The sequence below is a fragment of the Niabella ginsenosidivorans genome (assembly GCF_001654455.1).
GTDB classification, from domain to species: Bacteria; Bacteroidota; Bacteroidia; order Chitinophagales; family Chitinophagaceae; genus Niabella; species Niabella ginsenosidivorans.
The window spans coordinates 5,392,011-5,410,489 of the sequence record NZ_CP015772.1 but is presented as its reverse complement, the minus strand read 5'-3'; the positions used below and the strand labels follow the sequence as shown (position 1 = coordinate 5,410,489).

Annotated in this window: 15 protein-coding genes; 5 read left to right on the top strand and 10 right to left on the bottom strand. The window is 44.8% G+C overall.

Annotated elements, in window-relative coordinates:
- Positions 1-41: 41 nt before the first annotated feature.
- A complete protein-coding gene (locus tag A8C56_RS22850) occupies positions 42-2,636 on the bottom strand; it encodes a TonB-dependent receptor domain-containing protein (RefSeq protein ID WP_067760991.1) in 2,595 nt (864 codons plus the stop codon).
- A 283-nt stretch (positions 2,637-2,919) separates the two neighbouring features.
- On the opposite strand from A8C56_RS22850, the gene A8C56_RS22845 reads away from it, so the two are divergent.
- The 3 genes from A8C56_RS22845 (at position 2,920) to gnd (ending at position 6,823) form a co-directional block, all read left to right on the top strand.
- Positions 2,920-3,582 carry a transposase gene (locus A8C56_RS22845; protein WP_084490364.1) on the top strand — a complete coding sequence of 221 codons (663 nt, stop codon included), beginning with the start codon at positions 2,920-2,922 and terminating at the stop codon, positions 3,580-3,582.
- A gap of 592 nt (positions 3,583-4,174) precedes the next feature.
- Entirely contained in the window at positions 4,175-5,224 is a 1,050-nt protein-coding gene (locus tag A8C56_RS22840) for an endonuclease/exonuclease/phosphatase family protein (protein ID WP_067760987.1), read from the top strand.
- A gap of 144 nt (positions 5,225-5,368) precedes the next feature.
- Positions 5,369-6,823, top strand: coding sequence for a decarboxylating NADP(+)-dependent phosphogluconate dehydrogenase (gnd, locus tag A8C56_RS22835; RefSeq protein WP_067760985.1), 1,455 nt, complete (start codon positions 5,369-5,371; stop codon positions 6,821-6,823).
- Between the two features lie 159 nt (positions 6,824-6,982).
- Here gnd and A8C56_RS22830 read toward each other — a convergent pair whose 3' ends face one another.
- From A8C56_RS22830 to radA, 7 genes are all read right to left on the bottom strand, one after another.
- Complete coding sequence (locus A8C56_RS22830; protein WP_067760984.1) at positions 6,983-7,375, bottom strand: hypothetical protein; 393 nt, start codon at positions 7,373-7,375, stop codon at positions 6,983-6,985.
- Between the two features lie 790 nt (positions 7,376-8,165).
- The gene (locus A8C56_RS22825) at positions 8,166-8,549 is read right to left on the bottom strand and encodes a VOC family protein (protein WP_067760982.1); all 384 of its coding nucleotides are present in this window, start codon (positions 8,547-8,549) and stop codon (positions 8,166-8,168) included.
- Positions 8,550-8,630: 81 nt separating this feature from the next.
- Positions 8,631-9,209 carry a Crp/Fnr family transcriptional regulator gene (locus tag A8C56_RS22820; protein WP_067762480.1) on the bottom strand — a complete coding sequence of 193 codons (579 nt, stop codon included), beginning with the start codon at positions 9,207-9,209 and terminating at the stop codon, positions 8,631-8,633.
- 38 nt (positions 9,210-9,247) lie between these two features.
- A complete protein-coding gene (locus A8C56_RS22815; RefSeq protein ID WP_245645666.1) occupies positions 9,248-10,849 on the bottom strand; it encodes an amidohydrolase in 1,602 nt (533 codons plus the stop codon).
- A 127-nt stretch (positions 10,850-10,976) separates the two neighbouring features.
- Positions 10,977-11,495, bottom strand: coding sequence for a glutathione peroxidase (locus tag A8C56_RS22810; protein WP_067760980.1), 519 nt, complete (start codon positions 11,493-11,495; stop codon positions 10,977-10,979).
- Positions 11,496-11,566: 71 nt separating this feature from the next.
- Positions 11,567-12,268 (bottom strand): ComF family protein, encoded by a 702-nt coding sequence (locus tag A8C56_RS22805; RefSeq protein WP_067760978.1) that lies wholly within the window; start codon positions 12,266-12,268, stop codon positions 11,567-11,569.
- 85 nt (positions 12,269-12,353) lie between these two features.
- The gene (radA, locus tag A8C56_RS22800; protein WP_067760977.1) at positions 12,354-13,739 is read right to left on the bottom strand and encodes a DNA repair protein RadA; all 1,386 of its coding nucleotides are present in this window, start codon (positions 13,737-13,739) and stop codon (positions 12,354-12,356) included.
- 445 nt (positions 13,740-14,184) lie between these two features.
- Here radA and A8C56_RS22795 point away from each other — a divergent pair, with 445 nt between their 5' ends.
- Entirely contained in the window at positions 14,185-14,871 is a 687-nt protein-coding gene (locus A8C56_RS22795; protein WP_084490363.1) for a zinc metallopeptidase, read from the top strand.
- Positions 14,872-14,906: 35 nt separating this feature from the next.
- Here the strand turns inward: A8C56_RS22795 and A8C56_RS22790 are convergent, their stop codons facing one another.
- Entirely contained in the window at positions 14,907-16,328 is a 1,422-nt protein-coding gene (locus A8C56_RS22790; RefSeq protein WP_084490362.1) for a BatD family protein, read from the bottom strand.
- Positions 16,329-16,331: 3 nt separating this feature from the next.
- Positions 16,332-17,030 carry an SDR family oxidoreductase gene (locus A8C56_RS22785; protein WP_067760975.1) on the bottom strand — a complete coding sequence of 233 codons (699 nt, stop codon included), beginning with the start codon at positions 17,028-17,030 and terminating at the stop codon, positions 16,332-16,334.
- Positions 17,031-17,193: 163 nt separating this feature from the next.
- Here A8C56_RS22785 and A8C56_RS22780 point away from each other — a divergent pair, with 163 nt between their 5' ends.
- Entirely contained in the window at positions 17,194-18,219 is a 1,026-nt protein-coding gene (locus A8C56_RS22780) for a beta-ketoacyl synthase chain length factor (RefSeq protein WP_067760974.1), read from the top strand.
- Positions 18,220-18,479: the final 260 nt, after the last annotated feature.

Below are 18,479 nucleotides of genomic sequence, written 5' to 3'. Positions count from 1 at the left end.
CCTGCCCGACGCAGGCGGGTTTTTTATTTGGTGAAGGCGATTTAATGAAACCGAAACAATACACTGGCATAATAATTCAGGCCATACGCATAATAATATTTCGGAGGAAATTTATTTACATCTCTGTTCTCCGTATCAAAACGCAGTTGTTCAAACCCACCGGAGCGGATGTTTTGATTATTTAAAAGGTTATTGATGCCCACAGTAAAAACCAGATAGCTGGGTTTTTTATGAATATTAAAAGAGCGGGGCAACCGCCTGGACCAGCCTCCAAAAAGATCCATTGAAAACCGCGCCGGAAATTTTTCCTGTTTGATCATGGTACTTATGGTGCTTTGTATATCCGGGTTTGTGGGATCCACATCCCCAATTCCTGCAACCGTTCTGCGCAAAGGGTTTACACTCAACCAGGAATTATCAAAATAATTTCCTGTAAGGCTGATGAACCAGTATTTCGGCGACCGGTAGAACAATCCGGCACTATACGCATTTTGCGGAGTAGATGGTATCCTGAAATGATTCAGGTAAACGGTTTGTTCCGTAATGACCTGTGCGCTGTTGTCAACTGTAACCACCGCATTGGGGCGACCTTTATAATAATACCGGCCCGCAGCAGCTGCACCGTTAAAACTTAAGGTTGCAGTAAGCTGGACCGAAGCGCCCAGCTCACCACCAAAATAAACCGAGTTGATACCGCTCAGCGCATAGTTTACAAAATTCTGGTACTGATCGTGATAAAAGGTCATTACATCATATACATTCTTTATTTGAGTGTAATAACCTGTTATACCTATGTGCACACGCGGGCTGTTCAGTTTATATCCTCCTTCCACCGATTGCACTGTTTCGCTTTTCAGATCATTATTTTGTAATGTATTGCGCATGCGCGGGGAGATGAAAACATTATCAAATAAGGGCGGCCTGGCAAAATAACCTCCGTTTATAAAGAAATAATTACGCCCGTTCAATTTATAAGTGATCCCGGCTTTTATACCCGGGTTCAGGAATTGCTGGGGGGCTGATTTACCCAGTGAAGCATCCGGGAAAAGCCCGTTACGGTTCAGCCCGTTCCTGTAAAACCGGGTATAGTCCAGGGCGCCCCCGGCAAACAGATCCATATGATCAAGCGTAACTAATACCTGTGCCCATGCACCCATACGGGTCACGACCATTTTATAATTATACCCATATGGATCCCCCGTTTTTTTGATCTGGTTGGGATGGTCCACATCAAACTGAAGCGAGTTGGGATCATTAGGATAATCCCTTTCGGCAAACTGGTTCACGTTCACCCAAAAATCGCCGCCCAGCAGATCCTTTATTTCTTCGTAATAATGATTCTCCTGGTTTTGAAAATGTGCTCCTGCAGAAAGCGCCATCCGCTTATTCAGCTTTGTGTCATAAACGGTATTTACTATAAACCGCTGCAGCGCGTTTACCCGGTCGGATAAAATATACAGGGAGCGATGACCGGTAACATCGTTACCCCGAATGCCTTCCACATTATGTACGGTGGCTGTGTTGCCCCTGTTCACATTATACAACTGCCCCCAGTTTACCTGCAACAGATCCGGATCATCCAGCATCATTTGCCGGATAGTGGCAGCGGTATTGGGTTGTGCAGCAGCATAGTAACTGGGCAGATAGCGGTAATAATCAGGTCGAGGATCCGGCGCATTGTACCAGTCAAAAGCAGATGTTTTTCTTTTGCCGGAAGCATAAGCCAGCGTGGTCATCCAGCTGGACCTGCTGTTGGGCTGATATTCATGCACCGCCATAAAAACCGGCTGGAAAACGGTTGCTACATTCGCGTTCCGTTTTTTACCATCTTGGTATCCCCAGGAAGGATTATAAAAATCAGTCCCTGCCAGATCCATGGCTTCCTGCACGCTTGCAGCCTGCCGGCCGTTTTCAGTGGGTGCTCCAAAAGCGATCAGTGAAACCGTGTTTTTGGGGTTGAGCTTTTTATCAGCCGCAGCATAATAGCTGAACCCACGGTAATAAGTGCCGGGCACATAGCCTTCATTTGCGTAGCGGGCATTCAGCATAAAACTATAGGCCCAGCCCCTTTTATTAAAACCGGAACCGTGGGTAATAAAAAGGCGATGCCGGTAGTTCCTGTTGGCAGCCGCGTACCCCACCTGGGTTTGTGCCCATTGCGCACCGGCCCGCAGGTCAATATTGGTGTTCAGCCCGATGCTTCCCAGGCTGAATCCTGCCGCCTCTAATCCGTAAGCATTTTCCCGGGCACGCAGCACATTGGTAAGGCCGGACCACAGGCTGAAAGGGATGAGCCCGTTGTCCGGCCCGGTAAAATCAGCGCCGTTCAGGTAAATAGCATCCGCGCCATTATAACCCCTGAGGCGAAAACGCATGGGTGAAAAACTAAATGCAGCAGCAGAAAGGAATGGGTCGCGGCCGGAGGAAAGCACCGATGAAACACTGGTGCTGCCGCCTTCATTGTCCGGTTCATCCGCATCAAGCGTGATGACGGGCAGGCTTTCCTGGACATCATTTTTAAGTTCCTGTATTGAAGAATCCTGTTGAGGAATTGTGTCTGCCGGAAATAAATGAAGGGTTTGCGCGTATCCGATAAAGCAAACAAACGAGCCTATCAAGGTTAGGGCGGTTTTCATGTAGCGTGGTGGTTTAGTTTAGCGTTATAAATATACAAACAATCACAAACATTTGTTTGTTTTTTTGTGATTTTTTTCTCGGAAGTCTATGTATCATGTATAAATTGATAGAATCATTATCATCTTCAGGCAGCCATAAAGCATTATTTATGCTCATTAAGGAGACCAAAATGGCTATCGTACTGAACTTGTCCAAGTATGATTCAATTGTGAAGGATTGCCCTTCGTCAGGCTGCCAATGACAGATGTGTTATTGTTTTGAAAATCAATCTTTCTTTTTGTCATGCCGAAGTTTTTGCTTTTGTTTCTATTAGAACAAAGCTTAAATCTTTGGAAGGTTCATCAGCAGCAACTGTTGCTTATTGATAAACGTATCGAAGGCTTGTTGTGTAATCTTGAGCATGGCAAACAGTTCATTACAAGTGAACACAAAGCCAAGCCAATACGGCATCACAAGCCCATGATAACCGGCCTGCATCAGAAATTACTAAATATTTATGGTGCAGATGCCAGTTGTATTCCTGGTATCACCGATTATACACTGCTGAAATTGTTGGGAGAAGTGGGAGCAGACATGAGCCGATTCCCAACGGCAAAACATTTTGTAAGTTGGTGTGGCCTTTGTCCGGGCCATAACCAAAGTGGTTTAAAAAACAGAAAATCGAAAATGAACAATCATTCTAATGCCGGTCAGACCTTCCGGGAAATAGCCCAGGCATTACTCAATAGTAAGTATGTGGCAACAGGAGCTTTTATCAGAAAACTTAAGAGCAGAAAGAATGCACGAATAGCGATCAAAGCAGGTGCCAGAAAAATAGCGGAAGCCTTTTATAACCTGCTGACAAAGGGAACGCAATACGTGGAACAGGGTATTGCAAAATATGAACAGCAATTAAAACAGCGTGAACAAAACTATTTACAAAAACTGGCTTTAAAACAGGATTAAAGATCATTGAAATACAATGAATTAAATAATATGTCATTGGCAGCGCATTCTGCGATAGCGGAAGAAGTTGAAGGATTTCTCAATCAGCGAACACTTCAATATTTCAGAAACTCCCTGGCTTCGCTCGGATCCGAACATTCGGATGACGAAAGTATCATTGATCCTCAATGCATAACTCCATCTGTCATTGGCACATTCGGATGACGAAAGTATCATTGATCCTCAATGCATAACTCCATCTGTCATTGGCACTTGTTTCGGCATCTATTTGATCGCTAATTTGGACCCTGAAATAAAAACAGATCCCGGAACAGGTCCGGGATGACCTCTTCAGGGGTGACCATAAGCGTGTTCGTCATCTCCTCATTGATTAGGCCCCTATAAAAAACTCTGGGTGGCACTCCTTTATTATTGATTCAATGACCATTTTACACCACTTGTCATTAACAGACAGTTATAAAAGCGTTGCAATTGTGTTCATTAAAAGAACAAAAACAGCTGTCGGGCTAAGTGCGCCCTGCCATGTGTATGCCGGCGTGTAACCAGCATATAAAATAATCCGTAGCTTTACGGGAACCTTAATGAATACACCATGAAAAAAATACCGGTTTATTTTATCACCCTGCTTTTCTGTTTCTGCAGCAAGCATGCAATTACCCAGCAGGGCCGCTATCAATCAGCTATTATTGCGTTTTATAACCTTGAAAATTTTTACGATACTATTTTCTATGGGAAAAATGATGATGAAACCTTTACGCCCAATGGCACCAAAGCCTATACCGGCGCTGTTTTTAATGATAAGGTGTTGCACCAGGCAACGGTAATGGCACAAATAGGAACGGAGCTGAATCCTGACGGGGCCGCCCTGTTAGGCGTCGCAGAAGTGGAGAACGACGCAGTATTGGACACATTGATCCGGCATCCGCTCATTGCCGGCCGGCATTATCAATATGTGCACTATGACTCATGGGATGCCCGGGGCATTGACGTGGCCCTGATCTATAACCCGAAATATTTTAAAGTGCTAAAAAGCAGGCCGCTTTATGTAAAGCTGCCGGAAGGCGCCAAGGAATCCCTTTATACACGGGATATCCTGTGGGTAACCGGTCTGCTGGATGGCGAGCGGGTACACCTGTTCATCAACCACTGGCCCAGCCGCTATGGTGGTGCAAAAAAGTCGGAGCCGGGGCGCATGGCCGCTGCAGCAACAGTCCGGAAATTTATTGATACACTGATCAGCCATGATCCGATGGCCAAAATTATTGTAATGGGCGACCTGAATGACGACCCCGTCAACAACAGTGTTGTAAAAGGAATAAAAGCTACCGCCGACAGCACCAACATCAGCATGGGAATGCTCTATAATCCCTGGGTGGGCCTGTATAAGAAGGGGCAGGGTTCCCTGGCTTATCAGAATGCCTGGAGCCTGTTTGACCAGATACTGCTTTCAGAGGGCTTTCTGGATAAACAGCAATCAGGTTTCTTCTTTTACAGGAACGCTATTTTTAAAAAGGACTTTATGGTAGAAAATACAGGGCCCTATAAAGGGTATCCGATGCGTTTTTACGGCGGGGATGTTTACCGCGGGGGATACAGCGATCATTTTCCTGTATATATCATTTTACTTAAAAAAGTATTATAAAACCATCCTTTAAATTATAAAATTTCCAATAATAGCGACTATTTGTAGCAATAATTGGTTTTACCGTTCCGGCAGATTAAATTTGGCATCCTTTATTTTTTTAAACTACTAAATTTTAACTATACAATTTAACCTTGCGTAATTATGAAAGAAGTATCAGATATTGGCGTTATAGGGCTGGCAGTAATGGGTGAAAACCTGATTCTGAACATGGAAAGCAAAGGCTTTCATGTAACCGCTTATAACCGTACTGTTGATAAAGTGGATCATTTTATTAATGGAAGGGCAAAAGGAAAAAATATTTATGGTGCTCATTCCATTGAAGACCTGGTGGCGTCATTAAAAAGCCCCCGTAAAATAATGTTAATGGTGAAAGCCGGCAAGCCCGTGGATGATTTTATTGAGCTGCTGCTGCCTCATTTAGATAAAGGCGATATTATTATTGACGGCGGTAATTCTCATTTTCCGGACACAGAGCGCCGGGTAAAATACGTGGAGAGCAAAGGGCTCCGTTATATTGGCACCGGTGTTTCCGGCGGAGAAGAAGGCGCCCTGTTAGGCCCTTCTATAATGCCCGGAGGTTCTAATGATGCCTGGCCCGAGGTAAAGCCTATCTTCCAGGGTATTGCCGCAAAAGTAGATGACGGGGCACCCTGCTGCGACTGGGTGGGGAATGGCGGCGCCGGCCATTTTGTAAAAATGGTGCACAATGGCATTGAATATGGCGATATGCAGCTGATCTGCGAAGTGTACCAGATCATGAAAGAGGTATTGGGCCTGTCTGCCGATGAAATGCACGAAGTATTTAAAGAATGGAATGAAGGGGAATTGGACAGTTACCTGATCGAGATCACCCGCGATATTTTAGCTTACAAAGAAGCCGGCACTCCTATTATTGATAAGATCCTGGATACTGCCGGTCAGAAAGGTACCGGCAAATGGACCGGAACTGTGGCCCTGGAATTAGGCATTCCATTAACCCTGATCACCGAATCCGTTTTTGCAAGATGTTTATCGGCCTTAAAAGAAGAACGCGTGGCCGCTTCCAAAGTATTGACTGCCGGCCCGCAGCCTGCTTTTGATGGCGATAAAAAACAATTTATAGATCAGCTCCGGGACGCTTTATACGCTGCCAAGGTTATTTCCTATGCGCAGGGCTACCAGATGATGCGGGCTGCTGCCAAAGAGTACGGATGGGAATTAAGTTATGGAAACATTGCCCTGATGTGGAGAGGCGGATGTATCATTCGTTCCAAGTTCCTGGGCAATATCAAAGAAGCGTTTGACAAAAACCCGGACCTGTCCAACCTGTTACTGGATCCGTATTTTGCCAAAAAGATCCAGGCTTGCCAGGAAGGGCTGCGGAAGGTGACCGCAACCGCTGTGTTGAATGGTGTTCCTGTTCCCTGTCTGAGCGCAGGCATCAGCTATTATGACGGGTACCGTTGTGAAAGACTGCCGGCCAACCTGCTGCAGGCGCAACGCGATTATTTTGGGGCACACACTTATGAGCGGATCGATCAGCCCCGCGGAAAATTCTTTCATACCAACTGGACGGGCAGAGGTGGAGACACAGCTTCTACGACTTATGACGTATAATTTTCTGATATAAAAAAACCCTTCTTAACGGAAGGGTTTTTTGTTAGATTCTTGCGCTGGCCGGGAGGCCGGCGTATAACTTTTACTTTCCTGCTGCAATCAAATAAAGACGGGAATGTGATGGCAGAACAGCAAGCGCCCCTGTTCCTGTTTATATTCTTACCGTACGTTTTTCCTTTTTCTGAAAGATTCAGTTCCGTCTGATCGGTACCAACGGATACCGGAAAATTGCCCTGATTGATCTTTTTTAAACTCTAATTGATTATTCTCATTCAAAATAAACAGATTATTGCTAACATGCTGAAGTTTTACAATTACATTACCTTTCTGTGCATTCTGGCAATACAAATTATTACCTTTTACATAAAAATGAAGTCCTCCTTCAAAGGTTCCGTTGTATGCGGCAAGCTGCGCTGAATCCATGGTTGCTTCATTCTGTTGAGCAGGCAACGAATTGATTGCCCATTGTATTTGTTTCTTTTCCCTGTCTGTTGTAGCTAAAGCCAATTGCTTAGACAAAAAATCTAGATATTTATTGCCTGAAACATCCATTAGGTCTTTTTTTACTGTAAGGATTTAGCGCAGGAGGGTTAAAAATCCTTGCAGCCCATCGACTATTTTTTTCCCCATTTTCCCAGTCCTTTCAATTGAAGACCGGAAACACTGTTTTTTTGAGTATCGCTATCAGGAGCACTTCCCGGAGGCAAAGAAATGCATCGTGCCCATAGCACTCAAAGTTCTATAGGGATACATTAACTCCGGAATGAATACCGGAGTTGTTTTATGGAATCAGGCCGATGGCCTTGGGACCTGGAAAATGTGGCAGCGTATTGTTTGGAAATTGCTGTAATGATGAAGAGGCGTAGCCTTGACCGGATGTGTTGAGGGTGATCAAAAATCCTGTTTATAGTAGATTGCCGTTCTGAACTTGTTTCAGAATCTGTCGGCAAGCAATCGCTATTTAGATGCTGAAATAAATTCAGCATGACAAAGGGGCTTTTTGGTCACCCCAAAAGCGACAATAATCAAAGAGGAGAGCCGTAGATTCAGGGCATAAGTTGACAACAATACCCGGCGGGCAGGGATGAAAAATGGAGCATCCTTTTGTAGCGACAAAAGATTGAAGTGATGCGGCAGTTAAACAGCAGGCCCTATTTACACGGCTTAAACAGACGGCGATCAACTCATTGACTTGCGCGATAAACTCACACGAACATTCCAAAATAATTGCTCTGTTATTATACGAAACGAATTTTTATTTTAGACCTATAATGCCGGCGTTACAGCTGTTCAGCTAATGATTCCGGTTTCCCGGAAGGTCTATACAGATGCGCGATCGGTGTTATTTCATTGAACGCAAGCCGATCATATTCCCCTCTGTATCTTCTATTAAAGCAATAAAGCCAAAATCGCCTACCGGCGTCTTTGGGCGGATAATTTTACCTCCGTTGGCTTCTACACGGCTTAATGCCTCATTCATTTCTTCGGTAGCAAAATACACCAACGTACCGCCAATGCCCGGTTTTGCCTCCTCCATCCAAACCAATGCACCGCTTGCACCCACGTTATTTTCAGCATCCGGGAAAACTGCATATTGCATTTGATTATGCCTTTCGCTGTTTGTTGAAATATCGGTTAGCTCGCACCTAAATACCTCTGTATAAAAATTTTTCGCCCTTTTAAAATCTGAAGTATAAATCTCAAACCAGTTAACTGCATTTTTCATCCTGTTTTCTTTTTAAAAATTATTGATGCAGCAAAATTAATTTTCCGCAAAGACAATGGTCTTTCCAAATGGCAAGAAATGCTAAGCTATTACAATTTCTTTTCGTATACGGCTCAGCGAAGTATCGGTAATGCCTAAATAAGATGCAACGTGTTTTAAGGGTGCCTGCTGTATTATCTGCGGTCTTTCGTTCAGCAAGGTTAAATACCTGTCGGTAGCGTTCATTGTCAGCATATTGACAGACCGTTTTTTCATCGTAAATAAATGGTGGGTAGCCCAGGCTCTTCCCCATTCCCGTAAACCTTCTGTTTGATCCAGTAATTGCTGAAAGGTTTGATAATTGATTTTCCAAACGGTTCCGCTGGTGAGTGCCTGAAAGTTTTCCATTGACGGGCTTCTGTAAAATAAAGAAAACGATTCTATTAATAATTCTTCCGGGCAATAAAATTCCGTAGTTATTTCATTGCCGTTATAATCATAAACAAATGACCTGAACAACCCTTTTTCAATAATGTAATATTCATTAGCAATTTTCCCGGCTTCTAAAAGTATCGTTCCCTGCTCAACGCCCATTTGGCTATGCGCACTGGCAATTTCCTCATAATCTGTTTTAGTGATGTAAGGACTGCTATAGACCGTTTGAAAAACATCTCTTTCCATATTCATTTTTTATTAGCAGGGCTTGTCCCATCAGCGCATCAACGTTGCTCATATACCCTTTCACCTCCCAAATAAGTCATCAGCACTTTGGTGCCCGGCAACTCTTTTTCCGGGGCTTTGAGGAGATCCTTATCCAGGATGATAAAATCGGCAAATTTTCCCGGCTCCAGGCTTCCTTTTTCATATTCTTCAAAGGCTGCCCTTGCTGCCCAGATGGTCATTCCGCGCAGCGCCTGCTCCCGTGTCAATGCGTTATCCATCTGGAAACCTCCTGCGGGAAAACCACTGGCATCCTTTCTTGCCACAGCGGCATAAAACGTTTTAAAAGGCGAAATGGATTCTACGGGAAAATCCGTTCCCAGCGGTATCCAGTTATTTTGTTGCAGCAACTGCTGATATGCATAGGCTCCTTTCAGCCGGTCTTTGCCCAGGCGGTCGCCTGCCCAATACATATCGGATGTGGCATGCGTGGGCTGCACAGACGGAATGATGTTATAATCGCCGAAAAAATGAAAATCGTTTTCATTCAATACCTGTGCATGTTCAATCCGCCAGCGCAGGTCATTTTTCCCGCCAAGGTATTTGGCATAAATTTTCAATAACGTACGGTTGCCGCTATCTCCAATGGCGTGCGTACACATCTGCCATTTGTTTTTTACGATCAGCGCAGCCATCGAATCAAAGTGCTCCGGGTTACTTAACAGGAAGCCCTTCCAGCCGGACTTATCCGCATAATCCTGTAGCAGGCAGGCGCCCCTGGAGCCCAAAGCGCCATCGGCAAACAGCTTAAAGCCCCGCACATTTAAATGATCCGTTTTAATCGCCCCCCGTTTTAACAGGTAATCATAATTCTTTTTGGCATCACTCAGCATGATGTACAGGCGCATTTTCAACTCGCCGCTTTTCTGCAAGGCTTCTATTTTCTCTACCACGTCATAGTTCAGCCCGCAATCATGGATACCTGTAAGCCCCACCTCAAAACAATTTTGCTGTGCCTGTAACAATAACCCTTTCATAGCTGCTGCTGACGGATCGGGGATCTTTGCCGCCACTTTGTCCATCGCATTATCAATCAAAATACCTGTAAGCTTTCCGTTCTTTGTCTGGTAAGTACCGCCTGTAATAGTATCCCCGGCTTTTATGCCGGCCAGCTCCAGCGCTTTATTGTTGGCAATGGCAGCATGCCCGTCAATGCGCGTCAGGTAGACCGGCTGATCCGGGTAACGTTCATTTAACGCGTCATTTGTAGGAAATTCCTTTATTGGCCAGTCATTCTGATCCCAGCCCCGGCCGATCAGCCAGGCAGCACTATCGCGGGGCATTTTAAAATCGCTGAACCGGTGCAGCACATCATCCCAACTCGTTGTGTTTGTCAGGTCCAGCTCTCCCAACCCTGCTGCATACATCAGTAAGTGGGCATGCGCGTCAATAAAACCGGGATAAATGAATTTTCCTTCCGCATTCAGGCTGTTTTTGCACTGGTATTCCTTTTCAAGATCACTTTTTTTACCAACGGCAATGATCCTGTCCTCTTTAATTACCATGGCTTCTGCATTGCGGAAAGCGCTGTCAACCGTATAAATCGTGGCGTTATACACAAAGAGGTCTGCCGCTTTCTTTGAGCTACAGGATATCATCATACAACTTAAACTTATAAGAAAAATAAACAGCCAGGCACGCATAAAATAGTTTACAGCGAATATAAAAAATAGTCCCGACAGTGCCGGGACCATTAATTGCCTGTTGCAGGAAAAATATATATAAAACTTAGTTCAGGTATTTCAAAAGTTCTTCACTCATGGGTTCTACTTTAGAAGGGAATACTGTAACCAGGTTTCCATTCTCGTCTATTAAGAACTTTGTAAAATTCCACTTGATCGGATCCTTTATGCCTTTTTTCGCTGCTTCGGCAATTAAATACTTATAGATAGGTGCGGTATCGCTTCCTTTAACGGAGATCTTTTTTGCCATTGGAAAAGAAACGCCATAATTCTTTTTGCAGAACTCGGCGATCTGGTCATTAGAACCGGGCTCTTGCGACATAAAATTATTGGCCGGGAAACCCACTATCACCAGCTTATCCTTGTATTTTTCATACAGTTGCTCTAACCCTTCATACTGATGCGTAAAGCCGCATTTGCTGGCAGTGTTCACTACCAATATCTTTTTTCCTTTAAAATCGCTGAAATTGATGGTACCCCCTGTCAAACCATCAACCTTAAAATCGTAGATAGAACCGGCCGCCATACCCATAGATACAACCAATGCCATTAATAAAATTTTCATGTTTTATTTATTTTATCTACTAAAGTTAAAAGGATTTTCCCGATTCTGCTGTACCATTCTCCGCGCTTCATTCAATCGTTGGCATAACACAAAGCTGCAATACTTAACCGCGCGCCAGTAATTTCCAGTATGACGCTGCCGCATGCCTCAAAGGTTGCACCGGTTGTAACAACATCATCCACCAGAAGCAAGTGCTGATCAATAGCTTTTTGATTATCAATAATAAAAAACTTACCCTGCATGTTCTTCCAACGCTCTGTCCGGTTCTTTTTTGTTTGGGTTTCAGTAGGCTCTGCCCGGCAAACAATAGTTTCCCATACAGGTTTATTCAATACCTCAGCAATTCCCTTTGCAAGAACAGCCGCCTGGTTATAGCCTCTTTTACGTTCCCGGGCACTATAAAGCGGCATAGGCACAATGGCATCAATTGCCCGGAACCGGCCGGAGGCCTTTAATGCATTACCAAACTCAATGCCCAACTGGTGGCCCAGCGCTTTGTTGCCTCCATACTTCAGCTGGTGCATCATATGCTGCAAAGGCGATCCTTTTGAAAAATAGTAACGGGCCGTTGCGGCTTCAAACCGGATGCGGCCGGCAAATATTTTTTCAACCGGGTTATTGGCATGCCCCTCAAAACCGGTTGCAGGCAGCTCATGCAGGCATTGCAGGCAAAGCTGACTGTTCAGTGGCAGTGCATCGCTTGCACAACCGGCACAAATGTGCGGATAAAAGAGATGAATAAGGGCATTTTTTATTGCGTTGGCAGCAGACATAGGAGCTGTTTATTTTCTAAGATAACCCATTTTGGGGAATTACAGATTGATGCGACCGCCCGGGATTATTCCACAGCACCCGGTTTCAGAACAGGTACCGGTATATTTCTTCTACCCGGCTCATGCGGATCACCTCAATGTTAAAGCGGCTGGTGTTTTTAAGGGATTGATTGTACCTGGATACAATGATCTTTTCAAAACCCAGCTTTTCAGCCTCGGCAATCCGCTGATCAATCCTGTTTACAGCGCGGATCTCCCCGCTAAGGCCAACTTCCCCGGCAAAACACATGGTTTGAGGCAACGGAATATCTTCATAGGATGACAATAAAGCACATAATACGGCCAGGTCAATAGAAGGATCTTCTACTTTAATGCCCCCCGCAATATTCAGGAACACATCTTTTATGCCAAAATGGAAACCACCCCGTTTTTCCAAAACAGCCAGCAGCAACTGCAGCCGCCTCAGGTCAAAACCCGAAACCGTACGCTGTGGCGTTCCATAAACCGACTGCGTTACAAGAGACTGTATTTCAATAAGTAATGGACGAACCCCTTCAATAGTGGCTGCAATAGCGATGCCGCTTAGCTGCTCCTCTTTTTGGGTGATCAGTATTTCAGACGGGTTCATTACCCCCCGCATTCCGGAATCGGTCATTTCATAGATCCCCAGTTCTGAAGTGCTCCCGAAACGGTTTTTCAGCGTGCGCAAAATGCGGTATGCATAATGCCGGTCGCCCTCAAACTGCAATACCACGTCTACCATATGCTCCAGGATCTTGGGCCCCGCAATACCCCCCTCCTTTGTGATATGACCAATTAAAAAAACGGGGGTCCCGGTCTCTTTTGCATAACGCAGAAATTCAGCAGCGCATTCTTTTATTTGTGATATGCTGCCGGGGGATGCATCAATAACAGGCGACTGTAAGGTCTGGATCGAATCTACAATCACTACCTGCGGCTTTAATTTTTTTATCTCCTGGAAGATCGTTTGGGTTGCTGTTTCTGTTAAAAGAAAAAACTGGTCATTCACCTTTGTTTTTTCATTGACCATCAACCGGTCTGCGCGCATCTTTATCTGCTGTTCACTTTCCTCTCCGCTCACGTACAATACGCTCCTGTTTTTAAAATGCAGGCCACATTGCAGGAACAGAGTGCTTTTGCCAATACCCGGCTCTCCGGCTATCAAAATAAGGCTGCCGCTAACAATACCTCCTCCCAAAACCCTGTTCAGCTCTGCATCCTGGGTTATGATCCTTTTTTCTTCACCACTTTCTATTTCATGCAGGGCAATGACTTTGTTTGCTCTTTTGATTGCTGATGTATACTGATCCCAGTTGGCTTTATCCGTTCCTTTCTCAATCACTTCTTCTACAAAAGTATTCCACTGCCCGCATGACGGGCACTGCCCCAGCCATTTCACACTTTCATATCCACAATTCTGACAGAAAAAAGATTTTTTAACTTTAGCCATATACAATTTGTAATTTTTGATGATTTATTGCTGAATAAAACATTCAGTTTATGCTGCATAGCGCCAAATAATGACTGTAAAAATGCATTTTAAATATTAACGATTGCTACAAAAAAAGCAGTAAGAAAACATTACTGCCAAAAAGTAAAAAGGCCAGTCTTCCGACTGACCTTAATACTTACTAACCCATTAAATTCTGATACTAAGGTACAAATCCGGAGCAGAAATAAAAAATCAAATTCCGTAAACCTTTGGTTAAGAAATAATAAACTGATGAAATAGCAGTTGTCAAAAAATTCATAACACATTACAAATCAAATATATAACGAAAAAACATCTCTTAAAATATCCTTAAAAAAACTTATCTACATGACAAAAAGTCTGTTCGATTGTTAAATATAGGGTTGGAAACAGATTTGCATAAAAAAGAAAAAAGAAAGAAAGCATGACACCAGGAATTATGATGGTTTCGATACTGTTTATGGGCATCAGCATGATTGTATCGATGATTTTAAAAGGTAAGTTTACGCGTTACAGCAAAGTGCCCCTTTCCTCCGGCCTAAGCGGAAAGGAGGTGGCTGAAAGGATGTTGCGGGAAAACGGTATTTATGATGTACAGGTAACTTCCGTACCAGGATTTTTAAGCGATCACTATGACCCGGCTAAAAAAACCGTGAACCTGAGCCCGGATGTTTACGAAGGTAGTACCGTAGCCGCAGCTGCCGTTGCAGCCCATGAATGCGGGCACGCCGTACAGCATGCTGCCCAATATGCCCCCTTACAACTGCGTAGCAGGCTGGTGCCGGCTGTACAGTTCAGCTCGGCAATTGTAAACTGGGTATTGCTGGCGGGCTTAATTATGGCAGCATCCGGAAGCTATACATTGCTTCTTATCGGGATCGTTCTGATGGCCATTACTGTATTGTTTTCACTGATAACGCTGCCGGTGGAATTTGATGCCAGCAAAAGAGCCTTAGCCTGGCTGAACCATACCAATATTACTAACAACCGGGAATATCCGATGGCTAAAGATGCATTAAAATGGGCCGCTACCACTTATGTAGTTGCTGCCCTGGCAGCGGTTGTAATGCTGTTGCAATACATTTCCATATTGACCGGACGCAGGGATTAAAGGCGATTTCCCTTCCTGATATAAGGCAATGCTGATCACAACTTTTTCAGTATTGCCTTTGTTTTTTCAAGCAGCCGGACGCGGTCTCCTTCCATTCCGCCGGCAGAATAAATATTCATTTCAATTTCTGTAAGCATGTGAAAGACCTCATCCTGCAGCGGTACCGGGACTTTTCTTTGCGTCATAGTTTCTTTCAACGTAGATTTATAAAAAAGCTTGGCCGGAACCTGGTATTTCTGCTCAAAGAAACGGATCATTCCCTGTCTTAATGTGGTGTAAAAAAGACTTCCGGGTTTTGTTACCGCATCTTCCGCCGGCTGCAACAGCTCTTCCACACCGGAACCAGGCTGATCCGTCTGAACAGGTTGTACCTGCTGCTTTAACATTACCTGGCGCATCGGTTGCTGCTGCCCTTTATTGCGGAACATTTTCCTTAACAGGAGGATCAGCAGCAATAATGCAACAATGCCAATACCCAGCAGCAAGGCGCCGTAGTGATCGTTGCGCTCTGCCTGTGTGTTCACTGCGCCTGCAGGTGCATTTACAGCCCCTTCCCGTACATAAAAAGTTACCGGAGGATTACTGACGGTATTATACCTGTTCCGGACAGCATCAAAATAAGAGAACTGTACCGGCATAATGGTGTAAGCACCTACTTTTGACGAGGAAAAAGGAAAAGTAAAGATCTTTACACCCGGTGCGTTTTTATCATTACGGTCATATTGTTCCTGTACGGTTGCTGTTGCTGCAGTTACGCCTGAGGGCCATTGCACAACGGGTTGTGTTACCCGAGAAAAGTCGCCCGTACCGGAAATCGTTATCAGCAAGCTGCCCTGTTCCCCCGGATTAAGGTTTACCTTAGAAAGCCGCACATTCATTTTAAAATCACCAACTGCGCCATTATAAACTGCGGGCTTTGCGTTGGCCGGCGCCTCCTGCACATTGACCGTAATAGGAACGGATGCTATAGAAACGCGGTATTCTCCATTTTTCAGGAAGCTGTCATCAATACCGTCCAGTAAAGAGCTGCGGTTCCCGGAGGCATCTATCAGCCTGATCCGGTTACTCAATATCATAGGATCCAGCACCAACCTGCCGGCCTCCAGGGGAGTTAGCTGAATCTTTCGCAGGGTATGCACATCAAAACTTTTGCCGTCAATGGTCTGTCGGTTTACAATATCATCACCCGAAGCGATCAGGTCACGCAATTCAAAACCGGCAAAATCCGGGTCTTTAATTACCTCTGAAACAGATTCCAGGGATGAATACAGTTTATAGGTAACCACGATGGGCTCTCCTACATAGCAATTGGTTTTATTCACATAAACGTTCAGGTAAAGATTGTTTTTTATGCGTGCGTCCAGCGTGCTGTTCTGCGCAAAAACAATTGGGGATGCCATTAATGCCAGCGCCCATAAGACCAACTGTTTTATACCTTTCTGAAAAATCTTCATCATTTTTTATAAATCGCCCAATTGCGGCCGTATAATAATATCTTCAACACAGGCTGCAGCAGAAAGTTGTGTAGTCGCTTCAATCAGCTTAGCAATATCACCCGCTTCCATGATCCGTTTTTCGCTGTTGTCAAAGTCGCCCCAGGACGCTGTCATCACCGCCCCGGGAAAAAAGGCACTTACCTTAATACCATATGGCTTTAGCTCCTGCCGCAGGTTCTGGCTAAAGCCATTCATTGCAAATTTACTGATACTGTAAGAACCCCCGTTTGGATAGGCCTGCAGGCCGGCAACCGAACAGATATTAAAAATAAACCCCCTTGCGTTCTTTTTCATGGCCGGCAACACTGTTCTTGTAAGATGGTAGGCGCTGTACAGGTTTACCGCCATCTGGCTTTCCAGTACGCCTTCTGCCTCATCGCTGATGTTACCAGGCTCAAATAAACCGGCATTATTAACCAGTATATCCGGGGTGCCCTTCTCCAACGCCCATTTACCCAGGGCAATGGCTTCTTCTTTTACAGAAAGATCAAATGCTTTTGCATAAAACACCGCATCCGGGTAATGAGTTTGCAGGGTTTCCATTGTTTTATACAACTTCAGATCGTTTCTTGATGAAAGCAGGAGTGTGTTTCCTTGTTTTGCAAACACTTCTGCAATAGCCAGTCCTATCCCCTGCGATGCGCCGGTAATTAAAATATGCATATACTGCTTTGTTTACTTCTGCGAAGTAAGCATAATTTTTTTTATGGTTTCGTTAAAGCGCGGGGCGCACTGTTTTTTTGAAGGTATCCATAACTGTTAGTGATCAGCCAGCTTCCCTTAATTGCCTGCATTGTTTTTATTATCTTAGCCTCAAAATTGATCCGTGTATATCCATCAGCAGTTTTGTATTTCTCCGCAGCGCACCGCCGGTAGCCCTGATCTTGAAAAAGTCATCACATCCTCCGAAGGTAAGCTGGTTGCCATTGAGCCCGCACTGGAAGGCGTGCCTCCGGGCATGCTGCGCAGAATGAGCAAAGCGGTGCGTATGGGCATTGGAGCCGGCCTTCCCTTACTGAAAGAGGTGGTTCCGGATGGAATCATTATAGGAACCGCCAACGGGGGAATGGAAGATTGCATTAAATTCCTCAACCAGATCATTGATTATAATGAAGGCATGCTGACCCCCGGCAATTTTGTACAAAGTACTCCTAATGCCATTGCCGGCCAGTTAAGCCTTATAAAAAAGAACCGGAATTACAATGCCACGCATGTACACCTGGGGCTGGCTTTTGAGAATGCCCTTACTGATGCAAAAATGTTTCTTAGTGAGCACCCGGGAAACAGCTACCTTACAGGTGCAGTAGATGAAATATCTACCTACAATTATAATATTGACCGCCTGGCGGGGTGGTACGATCCCCTGCTGACCAACACAGACCTTTATACCGCCGGTCATAGCGCAACCATTGCCGGTGAAGGAGCTGCAATGTTCTTATTAAGCGGAACCGCAACCGGCGCTATTGCAAAAATTGAATCTGTGAGCACCCTGCATACAACAGAAGTGTCAGCAATTGCCCGGCACTTAGAAGCCTTGTTGGAGGCATATCCTGTAACTGCCACTACCCTATTAATTTCGGGGGAAAACGGAGACCGCCGTTACCAATTCTTTTATGATGCGTTTGAAAAGTACGCCGGTACTGCGCCCGTTATCCGCTTTAAGCACCTGACGGGGGAATACCCAACAGCCGCGTCCTTTGCGGTATGGCTTGCCGCACAGGCTTTCCAGGATCTGCAGTTACCGGATCACCTGTTTAAAAAAGGAGCTTCCCTGCAGAAAGCGGACCGGGTCATTCTCTATAATCAGTACCACGGTCAGCAGCATAGTTTTATCATTATTTCTGAAAAATAAGTTTACCTTTCCTGATCACACTTGCTTATTCTCAAAAGATCAAAACCTTCCGGGGTAATCCGGCTCCGTTAAAATCAATATCCGCTACAAACGTTGAGCTCATCTATGATTATCTTTCCGTAGGTAAATTTAAAAATGAAGAGGATCATGTAGCCAAGAAAACCGAGGAATACAACAAAAAGAACCGGGTTGCGGGGATAAATGGGCTGCTTCCTGGAAAGATGACCGTTCCCATGCCTATGAACCCAAGTTCCTTGAGC